General features: G+C 72.9%; 2 protein-coding genes and 1 pseudogene. All 3 read left to right on the forward strand.

Translation table 11 applies throughout. From position 1 onward, the window contains the following. Positions 1–8 precede the first annotated feature (8 nt). The gene (locus NBW84_RS20380; RefSeq protein WP_250286477.1) at positions 9–2,792 is read left to right on the forward strand and encodes a bifunctional FO biosynthesis protein CofGH; all 2,784 of its coding nucleotides are present in this window, start codon (positions 9–11) and stop codon (positions 2,790–2,792) included. Between the two features lie 1,101 nt (positions 2,793–3,893). Further along, positions 3,894–4,157, forward strand: coding sequence for a WhiB family transcriptional regulator (locus NBW84_RS20385; RefSeq protein WP_250286478.1), 264 nt, complete (start codon positions 3,894–3,896; stop codon positions 4,155–4,157). Between the two features lie 195 nt (positions 4,158–4,352). Continuing rightward, a pseudogene (locus NBW84_RS20390) lies at positions 4,353–4,768 on the forward strand (hypothetical protein); the annotation flags it as partial.

Raw genomic sequence — 4,768 nt, forward strand, 5'->3', positions numbered from 1 at the left:
GAGCCGGCCTGGCGCCCACGGGCTCGGCGCTGCGGCGCGCGCTGCGCCGGGCCCGCGACGGCGTGCCGCTCGACGCGGTGGAGGCGGCTGTGCTGATGACCGCCCGCGGGGACGATCTCGTCGACCTGTCCGCGTCGGCGGCGCGGGTCCGCGACGCCGGCCTGCGCTCGGCCGGGCGCCCGGGCGTCATCACCTATTCGCCGAAGGTGTTCATCCCCCTGTCCCGGCTGTGCCGGGACAGGTGCCACTACTGCACGTTCGCGACCGTCCCGCACCGGCTGCCCGCGCCCTACCTGAGCCTGGACGAGGTCATCGGGATCGCCCGCGAAGGCGCGGCGGCGGGCTGCGCGGAGGCGCTGTTCACCCTGGGTGATCGTCCGGAGGAGCGCTGGCCGGCGGCGCGCCAGTGGCTGGACAGCCACGGCTACGACTCCACCCTCGGCTACCTGCGGGCGGCGGCCATCGCCGTCCTGGAGGAGACCGGGCTGCTGCCGCACCTGAACCCCGGGGTGCTGTCCTGGCAGGAGCTGGCCCGGCTCAAGCCGGTCGCGCCGTCCATGGGCATGATGCTGGAGACGACCGCTACCCGGCTGTGGTCCACCCCGGGCGGCCCGCACTACGGCTCGCCCGACAAGGAGCCGGCCCGCCGGCTGCGGGTGCTGGAGGACGCCGGCCGGCTGTCGGTGCCGTTCACCACCGGCCTGCTGCTCGGTATCGGCGAGACCTACCTGGAGCGCGCCGAGACGCTGTTCGCGATCAGGGCGGTGGCCCGCCGCTACGGCGGCATCCAGGAGGTGATCGTCCAGAACTTCCGGGCCAAGGACGACACGGCGATGCGGGACGCGCCCGACGTCGGCGCCGAGGAGCTCGCCGCGGCGGCCGCCGTCGCCCGGCTGGTGCTCGGCCCGTCCCCGCGGCTGCAGGCGCCGCCGAACCTGGTCGACCCGGACGAGTGCGCGCTGCTGCTGGCCGCCGGCATCGACGACTGGGGCGGGGTGTCACCGGTGACTCCGGACCACGTCAACCCGGAACGCCCCTGGCCGGCGCTGGCGGCCCTGACCGCGGTCACCGCGGCGGCCGGCTTCACACTGCGGCCCCGGCTGACCGCCTACCCGCCCTACCTGGACGAGCCATGGCTGGACCCCAGGCTGCGCCCGCACGTGGCCGCGCTGAGCGGACCGGACGGCCTGCTGCGCGCGGGGGCGGCCGCCGTGGGCCGCCCCTGGCAGGAGCCGGACGGCGGGCTCGCCGACAGCGGCCGGGTCGACCTGCAGGCGGCCATCGACGTCGCCGGCCGCCGCGGCGACCGGCGGGCGGACTTCGCCTCGGTCTACGGCGACTGGGACGTCCTGCGCGCCCAGGTCAGCGCCGCGGGCACCGGCGCGGACGGAGTGATCGGCACAGGCGCCCGCGCCGTGCCGGGCGACGCCGTGCCGGGCGATCCGGCCGAGGCCGTGCCGGGAGGCACTGCCGCGCCAGGCGGTGCCGCGTCCGGTGGTGACTTGCTGGCCGCGGCTACCGCCGCCGCGCCGCCGCGCCTCGACGGCGAGATGAGAGCCGCGCTGCGGCACGCCGCCGACGATCCGGCGGGCATCAGCGACGCCGACGCCCTCGTCCTGTTCGGCGCGGCCGGCCCCGCGCTCGAAGCGCTCTGCCGGCTCGCGGACGACCTGCGGCGCGATGCTGTCGGTGACGACGTCACCTACGTCGTCAACCGGAACATCAACTTCACGAACGTCTGCTACACCGGCTGCCGGTTCTGCGCGTTCGCGCAGCGGCGGGGTGACGCCGACGCCTACACGCTCTCCCAGCAGGAGGTCGGCACCCGGGCCGAGGCGGCGTGGGCGGCCGGCGCCACCGAGATATGCATGCAGGGCGGCATCCACCCGGACCTGCCCGGGACCGCCTATTTCGACCTGGCCCGCGAGATCAAGAACCGGGTCCCCGGCATACACCTGCACGCCTACTCCCCGATGGAGGTCGTCAACGGCGTCACCCGGACCGGCCTGTCCATCCGGGACTGGCTGACCGCGGCCCGCGAGGCCGGTGTCGACTCGGTCCCGGGGACGGCCGCCGAGATCCTCGACGACGACGTGCGCTGGGTGCTCACCAAGGGCAAGCTGCCGGCCTCGGCCTGGGTGGAGATCATCACGACCGCGCACCAGGTGGGCCTGCGGTCGTCCGCCACGATGATGTACGGGCATGTGGACACCCCGGCGCACTGGGTGGCCCACCTGCGGCTGCTGCGCCGCATCCAGGAGTCCACCGGCGGGTTCACCGAGTTCGTGGCACTGCCGTTCGTCCACCACAGCTCGCCGATCTACCTGGCCGGGGTGGCCCGGCCCGGCCCCACCGTGCAGGAGAACCGGGCGGTACACGCGATGGCCAGGCTGCTCCTGCACGGCGCGATCGACAACATCCAGTGCTCCTGGGTGAAGCTCGGGCCGGACGGCTGCGAGCAGGTCCTGCGCGGCGGGGTCAACGACGTCGGCGGCACCCTCATGGAGGAGACCATCAGCCGGATGGCCGGCTCCCAGCACGGGTCGGCCCGTTCCGTCGCGGAGCTGGAGGCGCTGGCCCGCGCCGCCGGACGGCCGGCGCGGCAGCGGACGACGACCTACGGGCCGGTCCCGGCGGAGCGGCTGGCCGCGGCCCGTCAGGACGTCGGCGCAGGCACGCGGAGTGATGGCCGCCCCGACGCGCGCATCCCCGCCAGAGGGGCCGGCGCGGCCGTGGATCTTCCTCCCGGCGGCGCCGGGGCCGTGCGCAGGGCCCTGCCGATCGTCTCCTGACCGGGCCTGAAGTCCTGACTTTCGTCCGGTGGCACCTCGGCCGGTGGTTCCGCTGGACAATACTTCCGCCGGGCTCTCACTGGATCACTTGCACTGGATCACGACCGGTGGAGGTGCCGTCGCGTGACGGGCAGGTTCTGCCCGCCCGTCAGCCGGTCCCGCCTGTCAGCCGCTCCTGCTCGCCCGTCAGGATGGGCGGTGGACGGATGTCCGACGGCGTCCCGATGGCGTCCCGACGGCGTCCCGTCGACGTCCCGACGGTGCCCGGTCATCAGGTTGATCGCGGCTGTGTCAGCGGCCGGTGCGGCTCCGACAACTGTCGATGTCCGTTTGTCGATGTTCGTTGCTACTGTCCGGACGGATATCCGCGAAAGTGGAAGTCCGGCAGATAGGAGGAGATGTCACAAGAAGGACAGTCGATGTCGGCTTTATCTGATTTCGGAGGGTAAGATGACCCGGTCAGGGCTCTCGGGGACTTCTCGCATATCGCTCAGTGCGCTGGACGGGGACCCTCTGTAACAGCGTCCTGCTACCGTGAGCTATTGTTTGATCGCTGGTTGTAGAGGATGTTGCGCTGGTGGGGTTGACGCGGCGGTCTTCGGCGCGTGTAATTACCGGCGTGTCATTTCCCCCGCCGGTGGGGAAGGTGCGGTAAAGCGCCTGCCCAGCCGGTGTGGACACCAGTCACCTGCGCGCCGGCGCCCGGGGGGTGGCCGACCGCACCGCGACGGGTCTGGAGGAGTCCACATGGAACGCACCGACGCGGGCGTCCACATCGTCCTCGCCGAAACACACCGGTCACGTGCCGGGCTGCCCGCGCAGCCCACGGCCACCGAGTGGGCCGGGCGGCCGGATCCCGGCCGCCGCGAGGGCCGGGAGCTGACCACCGCCGAGTTCGATGTCGATTTTGATATTGACTTTCATGATGATGGTAATGACGGCAAAGAAGAAGATGAATTCACTGAATCGATATCGGTAAGGTCATCTGCCGGCCGGTCGCGGGCCGGTGACGCGGTGACCGGTGATGCGGTGACCGGTGACGCAACCACCGGTGACGCGCGGGCCGGCGGTGCCGTGGCCGGTGAGTCACGCGGCGCGAGCCTGACCAATGTCGTCACTCTCGGTCTTGACGACATCTTTGCGGACTCACCGGAGTGGCAGGAGCGCGCGCTGTGCGCCCAGACCGATCCGGAGGCGTTCTTCCCGGAGAAGGGCGGGTCGACCCGCGAGGCCAAGCGCATCTGCTCGGGATGCGAGGTCCGCAGCGAGTGCCTGGAATACGCGCTCGAAAAGGACGAACGGTTCGGTATCTGGGGTGGGATGTCCGAGCGGGAGCGGCGCCGGCTACGCCGGCAGGCGGTCTAGACCACCTCCGATGGATCCTCGTCCGCATCTGATGGATCTTCGATCGTGCGGGCGGTGCCTGACATCCGTCGGACCAGGCCGGGCCGCCGAAGCTGGGACGATCATGTTTTCGGCCCGCCCACCGGATCCATGGTCCGCGTATCGATCCGGGATGTCCGGGCCCCGCGGGGAAGCCGGTAGCCCGGCATCGGTCGCGTGACAGCCACCGGCCCGTCCCCGCCGCACGCCGGGCGTCCGGTCACCGGCACCGGCACCGGCAACCCGGGCCGTGCCACCAGCGGGCCCGCCGGCGGGCAGGCCGCAGGCGAGCACGGCACGGCCGAAGTCGTCGCGATCGTGGTGGCCGCCGGCCGCGACCGGGGCGGGGCCGGCCGAGAACTTTCCGATCATGTCTCGCCGGGCGTCGCGGCGGGGACGGGCCTGGCACAGACGCTGCGTGCGCTCGGCCAGCAGACCCGCCGGCCCGACCAGGTCGTCGTGGTGGACGTCGGCGGCGGGCCCACGGCCCGCCGGGCGCGGATCCCGGACGGCCCGCATGTGTCGGTCCGCACCATGCCGCCGGGCACCGGCTACGGGGCGGCCGTGGCCGCGGCACTGCCGAGCCGGACGGA

The organism is Protofrankia sp. CiP1_Cm_nod2 (genome assembly GCF_920664355.1).
Classification (GTDB): domain Bacteria; phylum Actinomycetota; class Actinomycetes; order Frankiales; family Frankiaceae; genus Protofrankia.